The organism is Lachnospira intestinalis (genome assembly GCF_040095895.1).
GTDB lineage: Bacteria > Bacillota > Clostridia > Lachnospirales > Lachnospiraceae > Lachnospira > Lachnospira intestinalis.
In genome coordinates, this window is sequence record NZ_JBBMFS010000005.1 from 1 (window position 1) to 19,114 (window position 19,114).

The window sequence follows — 19,114 nt, forward strand, 5'->3', positions numbered from 1 at the left end:
ACAGTCAATATAAGCTGCAACGGATTTAAGTATAAGTGTGTTGTTTCAAACAGCGCAGGAAACGTAGAGAGTAATTCCGCAACATTGACCGTACAGGATGCGGGCGGTTCCGATAATCCTGACACACCGAATAACACCTATCAGATTATTGATGGAGCAAACAGTAGTTGGACGCATGACAGTGATGGTAATATCACCATCCGGGGTAACGGAGACTTCTCCAAGTTTACCGGAGTTAAGGTGGACGGAAATTTGATAGACAGGAGCAACTACACTGCAAAGGAAGGCTCTACCATTATCACACTGAAAGCTTCCTACCTGAATACACTTTCGGCAGGAACCAATACAGTTGAAATCCTTTGGACGGATGGTTCTGCAAGCACCACATTTACCATCAAAGCAAATACCTCTGATAACAGTAATAACAACCAGAATGACAATAACAATAGCGATTCCTCTGATGACAAGCCATCGAGTGGAACTGATAAGAAGGATGTGACTGCACCTAAAACCGGGGACAACACACCGAGTGTATGGCTGTTTATACTATTAATTCTTTCCGGAACGGGATTGATTATTACCGTAAAGAAACGCAGAGAAAATTTGAATTCATAGAAACGATAGTTAAAAAATGAAACGAGAAAATAACCATGGAGAAGGCGGGCATGTATGTCCGTCTTTTTTTCAAAGAAAACACAACAGGGAGTGTACGCTGCGGAAGAGGTGAAAGAAAAGACACAGACGGAATCAAAGCAGAAGGCGTGTATGGGAATGGAAATGGAAATTTCTTCTCAATCAGGTAAATCCTAAAAATGCAATGCGCTCATTTGGAACATTTGTTTCTAAGATTGATTGGTCGAAGTCAGATTCCTTAAGAGAACTGTTTAGACCATTTGAGCATCTTGGGACAGAAAAGATATATGCTTTATAGACATAAAAAGCAAGATTGAATAGCAACCCTCCCAAAGTTGTGCATTTGCAACCAATGTTTTCTTTACTTTCAGCCACCTGTAGGTATAATTTTGGGTATAAATTGAATTGGAGGTATTTATTTTGATAGGTGACAATATTAAGTTTTACAGAAAAAAAATCAGCTTACACAGGATGACATTGCTGAGGCATGTAATGTGACAAGACAGGCGGTGTCGAAATGGGAGAACGGAAATGGTTTTCCGGAAGTATCACTGTTGTTGCCATTATGTAATGAATTAGAGATAACGGTGAACGAATTATTGTCTGGCGAAAGAGTATCAGAAGAAGATTATCTAAAGAAGGCGGAGGAAAATATGGTGAATTTAGTTAGAGAAGCTCAGGAGAGTAAGAAGAAAATTATATTATTAGCAATGGCAGCAGGTCTTACAATTATTGCTGCAGTTCCATTGTTTCTGTTGTCAGGAATGCTTGCGATGGAGAACTGGATGAGGATTCTGCTTATAATTATAGGTTTGGTTGTAATATGTGGCGGAATTGTAATTGCGTGTATTCTTGACAGAGATGCAGGAGCATATGAATGTCCTGATTGTAAGAATAGATTTGTCCCGGATATGAAGTCTTATATTATGGGACCACACACAATAACAAAGCGTAAATTAGTATGTCCTAATTGTGGTGCATATAAGTACTGCAAGAAGGTCCTTACAAAATAAAGCAGTCATTTTACTGCTACAAAGATTTCGACAGATTTTAGCTTTTTCAACTCTATAGGCTTTTTGAGAAGTTTGGTTTTGATGAAGCATTTGGAAGAAGTGCAGTTATGCAATTTCTTGAGCTGAAAGGTTCAGGTGATTCAAAATTTCTTTCCAATCTGATGCAGGCAGATATTATTGAACTGGTATCCGGTCGCGGAAAGGGGAAATATAAGTTCAAAAAGTAATTTGATTATGAAGAAAGATTGAGTGAAAAGTCTTTATGATAAAACACTGTTGACTGAAGAAATGTGGGGAAATTATTAGAAAATTGATACGGATACTTAGAAAAAATACCAGCTGGAAAATATTGAAGGATAAAGCAAAACCGCAGTATATGGGATTTGTGTGTCATTTTTATTTAAAAACAATAAAATGGGTTATCGGCTGGTAAAAAATCGAGAAGAGTTGATAAATACTGGAAAAGTTGGTATAGTTATTCTTAGAAATGGCGGAAATACGTTGGATAAACATTAACATAGGATGTATTGAAACTGGAATTATACAGGCATTTCCAAAAGAAACTTCAGGATAAACATTAACATAGGATGTATTGAAACCAAAATAAAGGGCAAACTTTCTTGAAGTCTGCCCTGGATAAACATTAACATAGGATGTATTGAAACCGCAAAATCTGCAAGTTTATGAAGGAACAGGCAGGATAAACATTAACATAGGATGTATTGAAACTTAGCAAGGAAGAATTTGGTGAAGGTGTGAAGCGGATAAACATTAACATAGGATGTATTGAAACTCTTCACCCCCGCCGTCCTGCTTTGGGCTATTTGATAAACATTAACATAGGATGTATTGAAACCAGCGCGATGAAAACGCTATATTATCCAGCAATGAGATAAACATTAACATAGGATGTATTGAAACTAGTTCGCGGATATGCTGGGCGGCAGCACTTCCGGATAAACATTAACATAGGATGTATTGAAACAGCATACTTTCAGTGTCCCAACCGGCTAATGCCATGGATAAACATTAACATAGGATGTATTGAAACCCAACTTCGATACATGGGTTTCCTTTGCAGTCCGCGATAAACATTAACATAGGATGTATTGAAACCGCAGCAGGGCTAGCTTGCTTTTTTTGCGTTCTGCGATAAACATTAACATAGGATGTATTGAAACAAGAAGCCTACGACAACAGGGACAGAACAGCACAAGATAAACATTAACATAGGATGTATTGAAACAAGTTTGCTAATGCCGGAAATATGGATACAGCACAGATAAACATTAACATAGGATGTATTGAAACGCAGAACCGTTTATTGATGACTCCACCCAACCTACGATAAACATTAACATAGGATGTATTGAAACTTGTCCTGTTCGCAATCTTTTTCTAAGAGATGTACGATAAACATTAACATAGGATGTATTGAAACAGTAACAACGGAGCGGATTTTAGAGCCGTGCCTGAAAGATAAATATTAACATGAAATACATTGAAATATCCATATGAAAACTGTAAATAAGACATCATTGAGATAAATTGGAGCGCATAGCATTGATTCAGATGAGAGCGATACTGAAAAAATGAAAGATATGGTGGTATGCACCAGAGAGGTAAGGGGGGAATAGTACATAACGATTAGCACAACTTATCAATAATCCGGGTAGAAGGAATTGATATATCATTTTAGAAATACTATAATGAAATTATCAAGAAAAAGGAGTTGATAATTTTGAGTAAAAATTTAATTATCTATTATTCACGTAAAGGTCAAAACTATGTAAATGGCAGAATAGAGAGCCTTACGAAAGGAAACACGGAAATTTGTGCAGAATTTATTCAAAAGGCAGTTGGCGGAGATTTATTTGAGGTTGAAACCGTCAATGGTTATTCGTCAGATTATCATGCATGTACAGCAGAGGCAAAGACGGAGTATGAAAACAATACACGTCCGGAGCTTAAAGCATATCTTAAAGACATCAGCGGGTATGACAATATTTTCATTTGTGGTCCGTGCTGGTGTGGAACATATCCAATGGCAGTATTTTCGTTGATAGAGTCCCTGAATTTCCAGGGCAAAAATGTAATGCCGCTGATGACACACGAAGGCAGTGGATTGGGACGTTCCATGCAGGATATAAACCGAATCTGCAAGGGTGCTGTAATAAAAACAGGCCTTGCCGTTCATGGGGCAGATGCCAGCAAATCAGAGCAGGCAGTCACAAAATGGGCAAAAGAAAGCCTGAATGTGTAAAATCTTTAAGTATGGTATGATATATATAAGGAAATACTGACAGGAGAGAATATAAAGGAGCTTAGAGCCGATGAAATGTGACAAAATCTATATTGCAATTGACCTCAAGTCGTTCTATGCTTCGGTAGAATGTAAGGAGCGTAACCGTGACCCGCTGACAACCAATCTGGTTGTGGCGGATCAGAGCCGCACACAAAAGACGATATGTCTTGCAGTATCACCGGCATTAAAAAAATACGGAATTCCGGGACGGCCGCGGCTTTTTGAGGTGATTCAGAAAGTCAAGGAAGCCAACAGCGACCGTAAGTGGAAAGCACCGAATCATACATTTACAGGGGCTTCGGATGACAGTGAGGAGCTTTGTGAAAATCCGGCGCTTGAGATCGATTACATTGTAGCATCGCCTCGCATGGCACTTTATATGGAGTACAGTACAAAAATTTATAATATCTATTTAAAATACATTGCGCCGGAGGATATTCACATCTATTCTATTGATGAAGTATTTATGGACGTCACGAATTATCTTGCAGCCTATAATCTGACACCGGAAGAACTGGCGATGAAAATGATTCGTGATGTTCTGCAGACAACCGGAATTACGGCAACCGCAGGAATCGGAACCAATCTGTATCTTAGCAAAATTGCAATGGATATTGTGGCAAAGCATATTGAACCTAATAAGGATGGAGTGCGGATTGCCAGACTGGATGAAATGTCTTACCGGAAGCTTTTATGGAATCACAGACCGCTTACAGATTTCTGGCGGGTCGGGGGCGGCTATGCAAAGAAGCTTGCAGAAAATGGATTGTATACAATGGGCGATATTGCAAGATGTTCCATAGGCAAAACAAATGAATTTTACAATGAAGAACTGCTCTATAAGCTGTTTGGAATCAATGCAGAACTGCTGATTGACCATGCATGGGGACACGAGCCTTGTACCATGCAGGATATAAAAGCCTATAAGCCGGAAACCAACAGCGTCAGTTCGGGACAGGTACTGCACTGCGCCTATGAATTTGATAAGGCGAAGCTGGTGGTCAAGGAAATGGTAGATTTGATGGTGCTGGATCTGGTGGAAAAGGGACTAGTAACAGACCAGATTGTGCTGACAATCGGTTATGATATAGAAAACCTTACCGATGCGGACAGAAGGCGGCAGTATTACGGAGAGATTACTGTTGACCGTTACGGGCGGAAAGTGCCGAAACACGCACATGGGACTGCCAATTTAAAAAGGCAGACGTCGTCCACACATTTGATAACCGATGCAGTCATGCAGTTATATGATAAAATTGTCCATCCGAAGCTTCTGATTAAAAGAATCACCGTGACCGCCAATCATCTGGTCGAGGAAAGCCGTGCAGAACAGACACCGAAATATGAACAGCTAGACCTTTTTACGGATTATAGTGTGCAACAGGAACAGCAGGCAGCGGAAAATGCAGATTTAGAGCGTGAAAAACGGATGCAGAAAGCAATGATTGACATCAAAAAGAAGTTTGGAAAAAATGCCATATTAAAAGGCATGAATCTTGAGGAAGGTGCAACGGCGAAAGACAGAAACGAACAGATAGGCGGGCATAAAGCGTAAAGCATAGAATCCTGTTAATTCAGAGCGGATTATACGTCAGATGTCAGGTTGTTGTCCTTAAAATAAAAAGAAAGCAGTGATCAGAATGGATTATCAGAATCAACATCAATACGACGACATCCTTAATCTGCCACATCCGACCTCCAAAAATCATCCGAGGATGTCCCTGCATGACCGTGCAGCACAGTTTTCGCCATTTGCGGCACTCACCGGGCATGAAGCGGCGATAAAAGAAACGGCGCGACTGACGGACGATAAGCAAATTTTAAGTGAAGATGTCATTGAAAAGATAAACGGACAGTTAAAAATAATTGCAGAAAATATAGGAGCAGAACAGGAAATAACCGTCACGTATTTTGTGCCGGATTCCAAAAAATCCGGTGGCGCGTATGTAGACTGCGCCGGAACGGTCAGAAAAATTGATAAATATAACCGCACGCTGGTAATGACGGATAATACCGTCATACCGATAGAACAAATCAGCAGGATTTGCGGCTTGCAGGACTGTGAGATTGATTTGTGGGATATGTATGCGGATTACATCAATGGCAAGCGTGAAATTGCAGAAATCAATATGGATTTTAAGCCGGAGTACAAAACGATATAGCACCGGAACAGGAAAGGAAAAATGAAAATGCAGTTATATCAGGGCAGACCGGCGGATATGACCGGGCGGCAGGATAAAGAAAAACGGGTATATGAATTATTGGACAGATTAGGTATTGCCTATGAGCGGGTTGACCATGAGGCGGCAGAAACGATGGAAGCCTGCGAAGAAATTGATAAATTTCTTGCACCGGCGGTTATCTGTAAAAATTTATTTTTATGCAACACACAGAAAACGAAATTTTATCTGCTGATGATCCGCGGTGATAAAAAATTTAAAACAAAAGAGATTTCATCACAGATTCACAGTGCAAGGCTTTCCTTTGCACCGGCTGAAAAAATGGAAGAATATTTAGATATTCTGCCGGGTTCGGTGAGTGTCCTCGGACTGATGAATGACAAAGAGCATCAGGTACAGCTTCTGGTCGATGAAGATGTGCTGAATGCAGAATATGTGGGGTGTCACCCATGTGTGAATACGTCCAGTCTGCGTTTAAAGACATCAGACATCTTTAATACCTTTTTAAAAGAAGTATCACACGACTATATCACGGTTGTCTTGTCAGAATAAATAATCATACAATTCATTGAAAATAAACTTTATTGTTTACATTTTTGTTCATATGATGTATAATTGTAATAAATATTGTACGTGCTTTCAAGAAAAATGATACAAAATGCACAAAATACAGTAAAAATCAAAAAAATAAGGAGGAACTTTCAATGAATCGTTTAAAAGGAAAAATTGCGGTGATTACAGGCGGTAATTCAGGTGTAGGTGCGGCAACGGCGAAGCTGTTTGCGGCAGAAGGAGCAACCGTTGTGATTACGGCACGCAGGGAAGCAGCATTAAAAGAAGTGGCAGATGAGATTACTGCGGCAGGTGGTGAAGTATATGCCGTTTCAACAGATATTTCCAAGCCGGAGGACCCTGAAATGTTGATGCAGAAGGTTATGGACAAGTACGGAAAGATAGATATTCTTGTCAACAATGCCGGTATTCTGGAGCAGGGATTAAAGCCAATTGATAAGTTCTTAGATGAAGATATGGACAGAATTATTGAAACCAATGAAAAAGGCACAATGCGCTGCATGAGAGCGGCATCTAAGAGAATGACGACGGGCGGCGCGATTGTCAATGTGGCATCGGTAGCCGGTGAAAAAGGCTGCGGCGGTGCGGCTTATGTAGCGTCTAAGGCGGCAGTTATCGGTCTGACAAAGCATACGGCACTGCGTTTCCAGAAAGACGGAATCCGTTGTAATGCCATTTGTCCGGGCAACATTATTACACCGATGACCATGGGAACAGATCCGAAGGCATTAGACCCGGATATGATTGGTGCAATGATGACACACAGCGATATTAAGGCACAGTCTTGTACGGCAGAAGATGTTGCAAATGTAGTTTTATTCTTTGCAAGTGATGAAGCCAGAGCCATTACAGGTCAGATTATCGTAACAGATTTCGGCGCAATGCTGTAAGCGGAAAACGTTAAATCAAAGTATATCGGTACGAATATGTGAATAAAATATATTAGTAAAATACATAAAAATACCGGCAGTGAAAAGCTGATAAGAAAATCGGGCTTTGGACTGCCGGTTTTTTGATGTGAAATTTTCAGTCTTGTGTGGTGTAAACACTTTGCTTATATTATAATAAATTCAGACATTTAAAAATATGGAAAAGGAAATCAGCAGAGTAAACAATGAGTAAAGCATCCAATTACTATTATGAACAATTAAATAAAGAACAGCAGAAAGCGTATTATGCCATGAAAGAAGGGCTGTTAAACCAGCAGGACTCTTTTGCAGTGCCAATGCTTGATAAAAAGGAATTATCTGACATTTATTTTATGGTGCGTATGGACTGCCCGGAAATTTTTTATTCCGTGCGTTTTTCGTACCGGTATTATCCGGATTCTACGGCAGTTGAATTTATCCCGGAGTATTTATTTCAAAAAGACAAAATCAGGGAACACCGTCAGGCAATGCAGGCGCGTGTCAAAAAGCTTGCAAGACAGGCGCAGGGACTGGATGAAAAGGGGAAAGAGATGTTTATCCATGATTTTATCGTACAAAATGTGCGGTATGACAAATTAAAAAAAGAGTATTCCCACGAGATTATCGGGGCATTGGGAAATGGTGTTGCCGTCTGTGAGGGCATGGCAAAAGCCGTTAAAATCCTTTGTGATGAGCTTGGAATCTGGTGTATTATTGCGCTGTCGGAGGCCAATCACGAAAAGGGAATCAAGTACCGTCATGCGTGGAATGTTATTAAAATCGGTGGGCAGTATTATCATCTGGATGCAACGTTTGACAATACGCTCTCCAAAGACGATACAGTCCGGTATGATTATGTGAATCTGTCGGACAAGCAGATTGCAAGGGACCATGAACCGGTCATCTGGAAGGTCCCTGCCTGCCCGGACGGCGACCATTTTTATTATAAGGAAAAGAAGCTGTCGTGGACAACAACGGATGAAGTCAGAAACCGGACGCGTCAGGCAGTGAAAAAGGGGAAAATTCTGCTATTTCACTGGCGGGGAGGGTATCTCACCAAAGAAGTGCTGCAGGAACTGCTTTCCATTTTCTCAGAAGAAGCCAAGGCAAAGGGAAAACAGTCCTTTGTATCGGTCAACCGGGCGCAGGCGGTACTACGGGTGCGTTTTCAGGAAGGTGCCGGTGAAGAAGAGATTGAGATGGAAGAAGCCAATGAAAGCGAATTATAGGAAATACAGAATGACCGTATGCAGAATTAAAATAAAAGCATGAAAAAAACAGCAGAAATGGAGAAGGGTATGAGGACAGGTAAAAAACTGACAGCAGAAATTCTGTCAGGAAAATGGGACGAAGCATTAAAAAAGCTTTATATGGATAACCAAAAGATACAGCAGCAGAAAAAACGTTATGTAAAAGCAGTGGCATCTTATTGTGAAATTTTTGGCGAAATGCCGGTTGAAATCTATAGTGCACCGGGCAGAAGTGAAGTGGGTGGCAATCATACAGACCACCAGCATGGCAGAGTGCTTGCGGCATCTGTAAGTCTGGATGCCATTGCAGTTGCAGGCAGGGTGGATGAGCCGTTGGTGCGGATACAGTCAGAAGGATACAAGTTGTGTGAAATTCGGCTGGACGAACTGGATAAGAAAACGCGCGAGGAGGGAACAACTAAAGGATTGATCCGCGGCGTGCTTGCAGGCTTGAAACAGCAGGGATATAAAATGGGTGGATTTTGCGCATATATTACAAGTGATGTGCTTTCCGGTTCGGGGCTGTCTTCATCGGCAGCATTTGAAACACTGATTGGCACGGTTGTATCGGGACTGTACAATCATGCGGAAATTCCGGCAGTAACCATTGCACAGACCGGCAGATATGCGGAAAATGTGTATTTTGGCAAGCCAAGCGGACTGATGGACCAGATGGCATGTGCCATCGGCGGCATGGTTTATATTGATTTTGAAAATGAAGAAAAACCGCAGGTAGAAAAAATTGATGCGGATTTTGAAAAAGCAGGATTGACACTGTGTATTGTGGATACGAAAGGGTCGCATGCAGGACTGACACACGAATATGCACAGATTCCCGTAGAAATGAAGCAGATTGCAGCACATTTTGGAAAAAATGTACTGCGTGAGGTTGAAGAAAAAGATTTTTATGCGGCACTTCCGGTTTTGTGCAAAGAATCAGGCGACCGTGCAGTACTGCGCGCCATACATTTTTTTGCAGAAGATGAACGGGTTGTAAAGGAAGTTAATGCCCTTCGCGCCGGTGACTGGAACCGTTTTTTAAAACTGGTAAAAGAGTCGGGCGATTCGTCTTATAAATATCTGCAAAATGTATATGTCAGTCGTGATACGGTCAGTGAGCCGGTTGCCATTGCGCTGGCAGTGAGTGAACGGGCGCTTGCGGATAAGGGCGTATGCCGTGTGCATGGCGGCGGTTTTGCGGGAACGATACAGGCATTTGTAAAAGAAGCTGCGGTTTTGGATTATAAAAATGCAATGGAAGCCGTATTTGGAGCGGATTCGTGTCATGTTTTAAAAATACGCAGATATGGAGGAATCAGAGTCATTGGATAAAGATTGTTCGTTAAAGAAAAAGATATTTAACATTATTCAGATTGGTGATAAAAGTAACCGCATCAGCAGGGCATTTGATATATTTATAACAATTACGATTGTTTTAAATATTCTGGTGACATTTGCACAGACGTTTGATGAATTGTCACGGATAACAATGGGATTAAAAGCGATAGAATATGTGACACTGGGCATTTTCTGTGTGGAATATGTCCTGCGAATCTGGACGGCAGAGTACTTATATCCCAATATCGGCAGAAAACAGGCAAAACTTCGTTTTTTGATTTCATTTGATGGAGTGATTGATTTACTGACCATTGTACCTGTATTTTTCTTATCGGGATTTGTAATATTCAGAATGTTACGGGTGGCAAGAATTTTCCACCTGTTCCGGTTAAATGCAAAATATGACTCGTTTAATGTCATCACAACGGTTCTTTATGAAAAACGCAACCAGATTATTTCTTCGGTATTTATTGTACTGATACTTATGCTTGCCAGCAGTCTGTGTATGTATAGTGTTGAGCATGACACACAGCCGGACGTTTTTCGCAATGCGTTCAGCGGAGTCTGGTGGAGTATGTCAACACTTTTAACAGTCGGTTACGGCGACATTTATCCGGTAACGACACTGGGGCGTGTGATGGCAATCTGTATCGCGTATCTGGGAGTCGGTGCAGTTGCAATTCCAACCGGTATTATCAGTGCAGGTTTTGTAGAACAGTATCAGCGCAAAAGCAGTCTGTCCAATCTCAAAAACGCGGACATCAAGCAGATTGCTGAAATATTTGTAGACAAACGCTATGCAGGGAAATCAATTGAAGAAGTGGAAGAACAGGAGCAGCTGACCATTTTCTTGATTTTAAGAGAAGACTTATCAATCCTCCCGCAAAAAGATACGTTGTTAAAACAGGGCGATATCATCATAATCCGCGCTGAAGGGGAGAAAGAATAGAATACCCCCGTGATAAAGGGGGCAGCTCAACGTGTTACTTAACTTCGCTGTCCCCTTTATCACGGGGAAGTTATTCGTTCATACAGCAAGCTTCACTTGCTGTTAGCTATATTGTTTCTGAGCAAAACAAATAGCTATGATGGCAGATGGGAAATGAGGATTAGTGGAACAGCTCCTGTACCATTTTCGCATTATAGACAACCTGTGTCTGATGCTCGGCTTCAATCATGTAGAGCGCGTGGGCGGCGAGGTGTTCGGCAGCCTGCTCTAAATCACGGATACCGGTAGTATCTTTAAAAATATCAAGGACAGCATCCAGTCCGTCATCCAAAACAACACATTCATTTTCATGCAGACCGATACGTTTTAAAACCTTCGGGAGAGAATATTTCACAAAAATTGTCTTCTTTTCTTCCCTTGTGTAATCCGGAATATCAATAACGGCAAAACGGGATAACAGTGGCGCACTGATTTTTTCCTTGTCATTCGCTGTGGCAATCGGATAAACGCCGGAAGTCGGAATCAGACATTCCATATAGTTATCCGTAAATCCTAAGTTATCCAGCAGTGTCAGTAACACATCGGCAGGATTGCCGTTGCCGTTTCCGGCTGTTGCCTTGTCCAGCTCGTTAATGATAAAGACAAGATTATTTTCACCTGCCATATTGAAAGCTTCCATAATAATACCTGGCTTTGCATTGGAGTAAATTCGTGAACTTCCGGTCAGCTGTTCGGCATCGTTAATGGAACTCATATCGAGTGTTGTCCACGGCAGTTTTAAAATCTTGGCAACCAGATAGGCAATCTGGGATTTACCGGTTCCGGCAGGTCCGACCAGCAAAATGCCGTATGCCGGCAGGGTGTGTGTACGGTTAATCTGGATCACGGTTTCGATAATCCGCTGTTTTACACGTTCCATGCCAAATAATTCTTCATCAAGAATCCGGCGGGCTTCTACAGGGTCAATGGATTCAAAATAATTGCTTTTCCATTTAATATTTAACATAATGGATAAAGCACGCTGTGCGTGACGTTTTTCTTCCGGTGTAACCTCGTTGGAGCGTGCAACGACTAAGTTGCGGCGTGCCCACAGACGGATATTTTCAGGAAGCGTCTTACCGGCACAGTTTAAAAAGTCGGAAATGCTTGTGATGCTTGTCAGCTTCATATCATCTGCGGATTCATCTAAATCTTCATCGGAGGTTTCCTCGGCAATCGCATCACTTTCCAGCAGACGCTCAATCATAAACTGTAAAAATCCGTCTTCGGAAGAAAGCTTCTGACTGTTGCTGAAAGCCACTTCGCGGATTTTATATACGGCATAGCCGTCACTGCGGTTTTCACCGGTCAGCTTGACCTTAATGCGGTTTTCGCCAAGCCACTTAATCAGGTTTGTAAAACGGGAGTCAATCTGTAAAATATTGCTGAGTTCCACTCCGTCATCAAGCTGGAATTCAAAGGCGGTCTTTTTATATGGATTTGCAAAAATACCGGCAGAATCCTGTTCCCATGGGTGAGAAGAATTATCTAAAACCAGAATCGGATGCTCCGGTGTGGCTGTGGAGTGATTGGACTGAAAAGTTGTATAAGTACATTCAAAGGCGGAAGTCGTATTGGATGTACTGGTTGAATCATATACAAGCATAGTATTTCTCCTGTTCATTTTATTTTATAGTAAGATGTATAAATGTTTAAATATGCACTCAAAACATCATAGCATACCTTGTTCAAATTTAAAAGAGCCGAAATCCCACACAAAATAAAATTACATATTGACAAATGTGTATATATACTGTATATATGTGTATATACAGATGGCGCAAAAATGGAGGGAGTGGGGAAGATGATTCAACTGGATAAGGTATCAAAAAAGCTTGGCATATTTGAACTCAAAGACATCAGCTTTAGTCTGCCTGCGGGCTATATCTGCGGAATTGCGGGCAGAAACGGTGCAGGAAAAACAACACTGTTACATCTGCTTTCGGGGCTGTATCAGCCTGACAGCGGAGCGGTGATGATATTTGACAGCAGGTACGATACACAGGAAAAGCAGATTCACGACAGCTTAGGCGTTGTTTTAAATGAAGATTTGATGATGAAACATCTCAACCTTGAAAAAAACGGGGACTATTTCGGGACATATTATTCCGGGTATCAGAAAGAACAGCTTATATCATATTTAAAGCAATTCGGACTGGAAAAGAACAGAAAATTCGGAAAGCTTTCCAAAGGGGAAAAACTAAAATACCAGTTTGCGTTTGTCTTATCGTGTAATCCGAAGCTGCTGATTTTAGATGAGCCGACAGCCAACTTTGATGTGGAATTCCGCAAAGATTTTTTGAAATTGTTACAGGAGTTTATCGCAGACGGACAGAAAAGTGTTGTACTGGCAACGCATTTAATGGAAGATATCGACCGCCTTGCAGATTACTTGATTTATCTGGAAGACGGCAGAAGCATTTTCGCAGGACAGATGGAAGATTTCCGGGAACAGTACCGTATTGTGTCGGGAGAAGCTTATAAAATCAAGCTGCTTGACCGGGAAGATATCATTGCCATGGAACAGAAAAAATACGGGGCAAAGGCGCTTGTCAGACATCACGGTTATCAGCATTATGACGCGGAGCTGACAGCGACAGCGCCGACCGTGGAAGAATTTATGTATTTTTTGAGTAAGGCAAAGACGGCGGAAAGGAGAAATTATGAAAAAGTTATTCACTGAATACTGGCAGGAATTTGATGTGCAGTATATAAAAAATATGTATGGAGCAGAGCTTCCGCTGCTTTATTTTGTCATTTACTGGAGCTGGAGTCTGGTTTTTGGAAATGCGGCAGGGACTGACACGACATCTGTCACGGGGAAAATAATACTGGCGGCAGCGGTTATTTTTCCGACGGTCTTTAGCTTTATTTCCTATACACTGCATCCGATAGCACTGTCAAAGCAGATGTATCTGTGTCCGCTGGGCAGTCAGGAGCGGCAAAAGCTGGTTATGGACAAATATCTTTTCCGGGTGGGGCTTCATATGACGGTCTGCATAGCAGGCACGGTTCTGGCAGCATTTATGGCGCGGGGCGCACTGTACTGGTATCTGCTTATTTTATGGAATGGTTTTATCATCAGCATTTTTATTCCGTCAGAGCAGGAAAAGACGGACGAGAGGACAAAGGAGCTGATTTATAAAAATATCATGATTCCTGTGGTGCTGATATTAAATGCCGTATATTTTGAGAATGCTTTGGATAAAGAAAATATACAGATTGTTTATGCTGTGCTGATTGCCGGGTTTATAGGACTGGTACAGTTACCGCTTTTTATATGGTATGCCGGACGGGTAAAAAGCCATATCCGGTCAGCAGTATTTTATAGAACCAATATAGATGTCAGCCGTGTTTTATAAAACCGGTATAGATGTCAGCGGCAGAGCTGTTTAGGGGGATGAACCATAAAAAGATGTTGGGGACAAAAGCCCCCAACTATGAGCAAGCTCATGTGGGTTTAGACCTTTTGACCCTGATATCATAAATATATTGTAGTAGAAATGAGGCGCGTATGAAAATAACAATACTTCCGCAGGGAACACTGGCTATTTACGAGCAGATAGTCAATCAGCTTAAAAATGCTGTGGTGACAGGAGAATTAAAAGCAGGAGAGGCACTGCCGTCCATCCGCGCACTGGCGGCGGATCTGGGTGTCAGTGTCATTACAACCAAAAGAGCGTATGAGGAGCTGGAAAAAGAGGGGCTGGTGCGCTCGGTGGCAGGAAAGGGCTTTTATGTCTGTGAATATAATGCGGATTACTTAAAGGAAAAACAGCTGGTGCTGTTGGAAAAACGCTTAAATGAAGTGATAGAGGAAGCAAAACAGGCAGGACTTACAAAAGAAGATTTTGTGGAAATGGTGCGGGCATTATACGAACAGTAGATTACAGATTAGAAAATGTCTGTGCAGTGGGGGCAGGCGGCATCAGGTATCTGCGGTTTATTAGATTGTGGCGAATACAAAAAAGAGGAGGAAAAGAGTTTGGAAAAAGAAATATTGCGGTTTGAACAGGTGACGGGAAGGGGCAGGAAATTCCCGATTCAAAATGTGGATTTTACGATGAAGTCCGGTTACATTTACGGATTAACGGGCAGAAACGGCGCCGGAAAGTCAACGCTTATCAAGACAATTCTGCATGAGCAGTCCCGGTATAAAGGTGCAATTTACGTGGATGGAATCCCGGTAAAGGAAAATTATGCGGCGGCATGCCGGAAAATCGGATATGTATCCGAGGACAACGTATTTTTTGAAAAATGTACGGCAATGCAAAATGCAGAAGCGTTGGGCGTTTTTTATGATGATTTCCAGATAGAACGGTTTTGCAAGCAGATGCAGGCATTTGACGTGCCGGTTTCAAAGCAGTATGGAGCAATGTCAAGAGGTGAAAAGTTAAAATGTCAGCTGGCATTTGCCATTGCCCATCAGCCGGTTTTATATCTGATTGATGAGGCAACGGCAGGAATGGACGCAGTATTCCGGCTTCAGTTTTTTGATTGTATGCGCAGGCTGGTGGAGGACGAAAGCTGCGGCGTACTGCTGACAAGCCACATCACTTCGGAGCTTGAAAGAAATACGGATTACAGTGCATTTATGGAAAATGGACAGTTTAGCGGGTGGACAGAGAGCATTGACGGGATTTTACGGCAGGATGACCGGGAACAGGAGGCGTTATGTATCGAATAACAGACGACAGACAACAGCAGTGTTTGGAAAAATTTTTTGCGAAAGAAAAAACATGGTATCCTGATTATTTCGGGTGCAAATTTGCGGCATATATGATGTTTTTTTGTGGCATTATCGGCTGGCTGTTTCCTTATCAGGCAGAGTGGGTGTCCATTCATGAAAGCATAAAGACGTATGGGATTTATACAATGATATATTTGCTGGGTTTTAGTTTTTACAGCCAGATGTTTACATCGTATAAAGACAGTAAAAGAAACAGAAATCTCGGTGAAATACTGCAGAATTTACCGGTTTCGTCAGTACAGACAGCGATTTTTAAAGCGAAAAAGACATTAAAAATCTGTGGCAGAATCGCGGTGATTGCGGCAGCCGGACAGACATTTTTTGCGATTGTGGCATTACATACTTTTTCAATAGAAAATATATTGATTCCGCTTGCGGTATTATACGTTCTTCCGGCAGGAATCTGTGCCGTGGAAATTGCGGTTGAATTATGGAAAGGGCAGACACCGGTCAGATTTAAAAAGGCTGACCGGTGATAAAAATAAAGTGCCGTCCCGCACGGTTATTTACAAGTTATGCGGATTCCTTCGGCGCTTTATTGACAATATAAATGCCGATACATACAAGAACCAGTGCGGCAATACTGCTAAAGCCCAAAGAATCTTTTTCGCCAAGCAGGACAGCGGATAAAAGCACACCGATAACCGGATTCATAAAGCCAAATACCGCAACCTTGGAAATCGGATTGTATTTTAACAGCAGCCCCCATAAAGAGTACGCAACAGCGGAAATAACGGCAAGGTAAAAAAGCATGGCAAACGCAGGCAGGGTAAAACCGGAAAGGTGTCCACCCATAAAGAAGCCGCACACAGCCATGACAATGCCGCCTAAAATAAACTGATAACCGCTTAACATTACAGGATTGTCCTGAACGGAAAAACGTTTCATAAATACCGATGAAAAAGCGTATGCAACGGTTGACAAAAGAATTGCACCGTCCCCGTTTACGGTAAAATGCAGGTCCATCCCGTTTCCGGCGACGTTGACAAGTACCACGCCGGCAAAACCGACAAGACAGCCAAGCATTTTCCGTGCCGTAACCTTTTCCTGATGAAATAAAAATCCGGCAACGAAAATGGCGACAAACGTGCTGACGGCTTCAATAATCGAAGCCTTAACACCCGTTGTGTGTGCCAGTCCGATATAAAAAAACAGATACTGCAAAATGGTCTGTAACAGGCTCAGTTCCAGAATATGCGGCAGAGAGGCTTTTGTCGGAAGCAGAAACTGCCGTTGTGTCAGACTGCCAAGAAAGACAGCGAGGATTCCGGCAAGCGTAAAGCGGCAGCCCGCATATAAAATCTGGCTTGCCGTGTCGGAAGATGCAATGTGCATCATATTGTAGCCGATTTTAATACAGGGAAATGCACTGCCCCATAAGGCACAGCAGATTAATGCGCCAAACAGCACGACTACAGGGTTACTAAGAAAATTTTTTTGTGTATTCATGAGTTTCTCCTAAATATAACTTCACTTTTTGCACAGGATATTGTAGCATAAAAGTACGGATTCGTGGGAAAAAATTCCATATAAAGGAGAATTAAAAAACATGAAAATGACAACGCTGTGTTATATTGAAAAAGACGGACAGTATCTGATGCTGCATCGCACCAAGAAGAAAAAAGACATCAATAAGGATAAGTGGATTGGTGTCGGCGGTCATGGGGAAGGCGCAGAAAGTCCGGAAGACTGCCTGTTAAGAGAGGTAAAAGAAGAAACAGGGCTGACACTGACACGCTTTCGTTTCCGCGGGCTGATAACCTTCGTTAGTGATGCGTGTGAACCGGAGCAGATGTGTCTGTTTACGGCAGACGGCTTTGAAGGTGAAATCTGTCCGTGTGACGAGGGCGAGCTTGCGTGGATTGATAAAACAGAGATTTTAAAGCTGCCGACATGGGAGGGCGATGCCGTCTTTTTAAAGCTGCTCTTAGAAGGCGAACAGCGGTTCTTTACCTTAAAACTGATCTATGAGGGCGAAAAACTTGTAGAAAAGCAGCTTCGTTTTTATAATTAGTTTATAAAATGATAATTTGACACAGAAAAAGAGCGGGTGCTATAATTTTTCCTCGATATTTGAAATCAGGCAGTAAATGCCGGATAAAAAAATCGGATAAGGGAGAATTTATGACATTTTATCAGGAATTACAATTAAATCAGGCAGGTTCAAAGGCACTGATTAAAGCATCAAAGAGTAAAAAAGAAAAGTATCGGCATATTGCCGTATATCTGTTTAAAATCCTATTGACCGTGGCGTTCTGCACCGCATTTGTAATGGCATTCGGCGCAGTTTTCGGAGAAGATAACAATATCGTAGGTGTTGTTATGCTTTTGTGCGTATTGTCGTTTAGGTATGCGGATTTAGGAATTAAAAATAAGGATGCCATGTGGGCATTTGCAGTGATTTTTGCCATTCTGGCAGCAGGACCGCGGCTTGCCAACGCCTGCGGACTTGTGGCGGAGTGTATGATACATATTGTCTGCATTATGGCGATTATGATTCTTAGCTGTCATAATGTTTTAATGTTTAATCATGCGACACTGGTACTCGGCTATCTTTTGTTATACGGATATGATGTGACCGGTGAAGCTTATTTATACCGTCTTGTGGCGATTGCGGCAGGCGCGGCTCTGACAATGGCGGTTTATTACCGCAATCACAGAAAGCGGACCTTTAAAAGAACGTTTAAAGACTTATTTAAAGAAGTGGATTTTCAGTCGTCAAGAACACAGTGGCAGCTGCGCCTTGCACTTGCGATTGCAACAGCACTGCTTCTTGCGGGAATCCTTCATCTGCCGCGCCGTATGTGGGCAGGCATTGCAGTGATGTCAGTAACACTGCCGTTCCCGGAAGAAATCAAGGGACGTGTAGGGGGAAGAATCCCCGGCAATATCATCGGCGGACTGGTATTTATATTAATTTACTGTTTTGTTCCGAAGTCCCTTCATTCATATATCGGGATATTTGGTGGAATCGGTGTGGGACTGTCAGCCACCTACGGCTGGCAGGCGGTGTTTAATTCACTTGGAGCGATGGCTATTGCAGTCAGCTTCTTAGGACTTCCGGGGGCTGTATTTTACCGGGTTTTTCATAATGCGTTCGGTGCATTGTACGGAATGTTTTTTGAGAAAATTTACAGCAGATGTATAAAAGCTTAATAAGGACAACAGACGAGACT

General features: G+C 42.0%; 17 protein-coding genes, 2 pseudogenes and 1 CRISPR repeat array. Of the genes and pseudogenes, 17 read left to right on the forward strand and 2 right to left on the reverse strand.

The features are described from left to right. The 10 genes and pseudogenes from WMO37_RS06905 to WMO37_RS06950 all read left to right on the forward strand — a co-directional run. A partial coding sequence (locus tag WMO37_RS06905) for an LPXTG cell wall anchor domain-containing protein (RefSeq protein WP_349154641.1) occupies window positions 1–615 on the forward strand: 615 nt, incomplete at its 5' end. 482 nt (window positions 616–1,097) lie between these two features. After that, window positions 1,098–1,646, forward strand: a pseudogene (locus tag WMO37_RS06910) (helix-turn-helix domain-containing protein); the annotation flags it as partial. Window positions 1,647–2,150: 504 nt separating this feature from the next. Next, a CRISPR array of direct repeats spans window positions 2,151–3,087; the repeat unit is 30 nt; unit sequence GATAAACATTAACATAGGATGTATTGAAAC. A gap of 300 nt (window positions 3,088–3,387) precedes the next feature. Further along, on the forward strand, window positions 3,388–3,909 hold the full coding sequence (locus WMO37_RS06915; RefSeq protein ID WP_022431130.1) for a flavodoxin: 522 nt from the start codon (window positions 3,388–3,390) through the stop codon (window positions 3,907–3,909). Between the two features lie 70 nt (window positions 3,910–3,979). Then, complete coding sequence (locus WMO37_RS06920; RefSeq protein ID WP_227090621.1) at window positions 3,980–5,506, forward strand: Y-family DNA polymerase; 1,527 nt, start codon at window positions 3,980–3,982, stop codon at window positions 5,504–5,506. 85 nt (window positions 5,507–5,591) lie between these two features. Next, window positions 5,592–6,002: pseudogene (locus WMO37_RS06925) on the forward strand (YolD-like family protein); the annotation flags it as partial. Between the two features lie 138 nt (window positions 6,003–6,140). After that, entirely contained in the window at window positions 6,141–6,683 is a 543-nt protein-coding gene (locus WMO37_RS06930; RefSeq protein WP_227090825.1) for a prolyl-tRNA synthetase associated domain-containing protein, read from the forward strand. 152 nt (window positions 6,684–6,835) lie between these two features. Continuing rightward, complete coding sequence (locus tag WMO37_RS06935; RefSeq protein WP_227090623.1) at window positions 6,836–7,594, forward strand: SDR family NAD(P)-dependent oxidoreductase; 759 nt, start codon at window positions 6,836–6,838, stop codon at window positions 7,592–7,594. Window positions 7,595–7,818: 224 nt separating this feature from the next. Further along, window positions 7,819–8,841, forward strand: a complete 1,023-nt coding sequence (locus WMO37_RS06940; protein ID WP_349154642.1) for a transglutaminase domain-containing protein — start codon at window positions 7,819–7,821, stop codon at window positions 8,839–8,841. 69 nt (window positions 8,842–8,910) lie between these two features. Continuing rightward, window positions 8,911–10,194 carry a galactokinase gene (locus WMO37_RS06945; RefSeq protein WP_349154643.1) on the forward strand — a complete coding sequence of 428 codons (1,284 nt, stop codon included), beginning with the start codon at window positions 8,911–8,913 and terminating at the stop codon, window positions 10,192–10,194. Beyond that, a complete protein-coding gene (locus tag WMO37_RS06950; protein ID WP_349154644.1) occupies window positions 10,187–11,149 on the forward strand; it encodes an ion transporter in 963 nt (320 codons plus the stop codon). Before WMO37_RS06945 ends, WMO37_RS06950 begins: the two co-directional genes overlap by 8 nt. A 160-nt stretch (window positions 11,150–11,309) precedes the next feature. Here the strand turns inward: WMO37_RS06950 and WMO37_RS06955 are convergent, their stop codons facing one another. Beyond that, window positions 11,310–12,794 (reverse strand): AAA family ATPase, encoded by a 1,485-nt coding sequence (locus tag WMO37_RS06955; RefSeq protein ID WP_349154645.1) that lies wholly within the window; start codon window positions 12,792–12,794, stop codon window positions 11,310–11,312. A 198-nt stretch (window positions 12,795–12,992) separates the two neighbouring features. Here WMO37_RS06955 and WMO37_RS06960 point away from each other — a divergent pair, with 198 nt between their 5' ends. From WMO37_RS06960 to WMO37_RS06980, 5 genes are all read left to right on the forward strand, one after another. Continuing rightward, the gene (locus tag WMO37_RS06960) at window positions 12,993–13,871 is read left to right on the forward strand and encodes an ABC transporter ATP-binding protein (RefSeq protein ID WP_349154646.1); all 879 of its coding nucleotides are present in this window, start codon (window positions 12,993–12,995) and stop codon (window positions 13,869–13,871) included. After that, a complete protein-coding gene (locus WMO37_RS06965) occupies window positions 13,852–14,550 on the forward strand; it encodes a hypothetical protein (protein WP_349154647.1) in 699 nt (232 codons plus the stop codon). The genes WMO37_RS06960 and WMO37_RS06965 overlap by 20 nt, the downstream gene beginning before the upstream one ends. A 152-nt stretch (window positions 14,551–14,702) precedes the next feature. Beyond that, on the forward strand, window positions 14,703–15,074 hold the full coding sequence (locus WMO37_RS06970) for a GntR family transcriptional regulator (protein WP_349154648.1): 372 nt from the start codon (window positions 14,703–14,705) through the stop codon (window positions 15,072–15,074). 99 nt (window positions 15,075–15,173) lie between these two features. After that, a complete protein-coding gene (locus WMO37_RS06975) occupies window positions 15,174–15,875 on the forward strand; it encodes an ATP-binding cassette domain-containing protein (protein ID WP_349154649.1) in 702 nt (233 codons plus the stop codon). Continuing rightward, on the forward strand, window positions 15,863–16,414 hold the full coding sequence (locus WMO37_RS06980; RefSeq protein WP_349154650.1) for a hypothetical protein: 552 nt from the start codon (window positions 15,863–15,865) through the stop codon (window positions 16,412–16,414). Before WMO37_RS06975 ends, WMO37_RS06980 begins: the two co-directional genes overlap by 13 nt. A gap of 37 nt (window positions 16,415–16,451) precedes the next feature. Here WMO37_RS06980 and WMO37_RS06985 read toward each other — a convergent pair whose 3' ends face one another. Further along, entirely contained in the window at window positions 16,452–17,387 is a 936-nt protein-coding gene (locus tag WMO37_RS06985; RefSeq protein ID WP_349154651.1) for a DMT family transporter, read from the reverse strand. A gap of 100 nt (window positions 17,388–17,487) precedes the next feature. On the opposite strand from WMO37_RS06985, the gene WMO37_RS06990 reads away from it, so the two are divergent. Both WMO37_RS06990 and WMO37_RS06995 read left to right on the forward strand, forming a co-directional pair. Then, window positions 17,488–17,952 (forward strand): NUDIX hydrolase, encoded by a 465-nt coding sequence (locus WMO37_RS06990; RefSeq protein WP_349154652.1) that lies wholly within the window; start codon window positions 17,488–17,490, stop codon window positions 17,950–17,952. A 110-nt stretch (window positions 17,953–18,062) separates the two neighbouring features. Further along, complete coding sequence (locus WMO37_RS06995; protein ID WP_349154653.1) at window positions 18,063–19,094, forward strand: FUSC family protein; 1,032 nt, start codon at window positions 18,063–18,065, stop codon at window positions 19,092–19,094. Window positions 19,095–19,114 lie beyond the last annotated feature (20 nt).

What these genes read in the sequence shown, in the direction of transcription:
- WMO37_RS06980 (WP_349154650.1), top strand. Translation starts at nt 15,863, where the DNA reads ATGTATCGAATAACAGACGACAGACAACAGCAGTGTTTGGAAAAATTT.
- WMO37_RS06990 (WP_349154652.1), top strand. Translation starts at nt 17,488, where the DNA reads ATGAAAATGACAACGCTGTGTTATATTGAAAAAGACGGACAGTATCTG.
- WMO37_RS06930 (WP_227090825.1), top strand. Translation starts at nt 6,141, where the DNA reads ATGCAGTTATATCAGGGCAGACCGGCGGATATGACCGGGCGGCAGGAT.
- WMO37_RS06970 (WP_349154648.1), top strand. Translation starts at nt 14,703, where the DNA reads ATGAAAATAACAATACTTCCGCAGGGAACACTGGCTATTTACGAGCAG.
- WMO37_RS06935 (WP_227090623.1), top strand. Translation starts at nt 6,836, where the DNA reads ATGAATCGTTTAAAAGGAAAAATTGCGGTGATTACAGGCGGTAATTCA.
- WMO37_RS06960 (WP_349154646.1), top strand. Translation starts at nt 12,993, where the DNA reads ATGATTCAACTGGATAAGGTATCAAAAAAGCTTGGCATATTTGAACTC.
- WMO37_RS06965 (WP_349154647.1), top strand. Translation starts at nt 13,852, where the DNA reads ATGAAAAAGTTATTCACTGAATACTGGCAGGAATTTGATGTGCAGTAT.
- WMO37_RS06955 (WP_349154645.1), bottom strand. Translation starts at nt 12,794, where the DNA reads ATGCTTGTATATGATTCAACCAGTACATCCAATACGACTTCCGCCTTT.
- WMO37_RS06920 (WP_227090621.1), top strand. Translation starts at nt 3,980, where the DNA reads ATGAAATGTGACAAAATCTATATTGCAATTGACCTCAAGTCGTTCTAT.
- WMO37_RS06945 (WP_349154643.1), top strand. Translation starts at nt 8,911, where the DNA reads ATGAGGACAGGTAAAAAACTGACAGCAGAAATTCTGTCAGGAAAATGG.
- WMO37_RS06995 (WP_349154653.1), top strand. Translation starts at nt 18,063, where the DNA reads ATGACATTTTATCAGGAATTACAATTAAATCAGGCAGGTTCAAAGGCA.
- WMO37_RS06985 (WP_349154651.1), bottom strand. Translation starts at nt 17,387, where the DNA reads ATGAATACACAAAAAAATTTTCTTAGTAACCCTGTAGTCGTGCTGTTT.
- WMO37_RS06940 (WP_349154642.1), top strand. Translation starts at nt 7,819, where the DNA reads ATGAGTAAAGCATCCAATTACTATTATGAACAATTAAATAAAGAACAG.